The sequence below is a fragment of the Burkholderia sp. LFS061 genome (assembly GCF_047978125.1).
In the GTDB taxonomy this organism is placed as follows: Bacteria; Pseudomonadota; Gammaproteobacteria; order Burkholderiales; family Burkholderiaceae; genus Burkholderia; species Burkholderia pyrrocinia_C.
Window position 1 is genome coordinate 1 of sequence record NZ_JBFPFS010000188.1, and the last position, 223, is coordinate 223.

Below are 223 nucleotides of genomic sequence, written 5' to 3' on the forward strand. Positions count from 1 at the left end.
CGGTCAAAGGCGAGCGGACGCTGGCCGAATTGGCACAACAGTTCGATGTGCATCCGAACCAGATCACGGAATGGAAGCGGCAGTTGCAGGAGCGCGCGGCGGACGTGTTTGACACGGCGGGCGCGCCGTCGAGCGAGCCGCCGGTGGATGTGAAGACGCTGCATGCGAAGATCGGCCAGTTGACACTGGAGAACGATTTTTTGTCCGGAGCGCTCGGCAAGGC

The 223-nt window shown here is 62.8% G+C and carries 1 protein-coding gene; it reads left to right on the forward strand.

Translation table 11 applies throughout. The features are described from left to right. A partial coding sequence (locus ACNQQL_RS36290) for a transposase (RefSeq protein ID WP_347069771.1) occupies positions 1–223 on the forward strand: 223 nt, incomplete at both ends.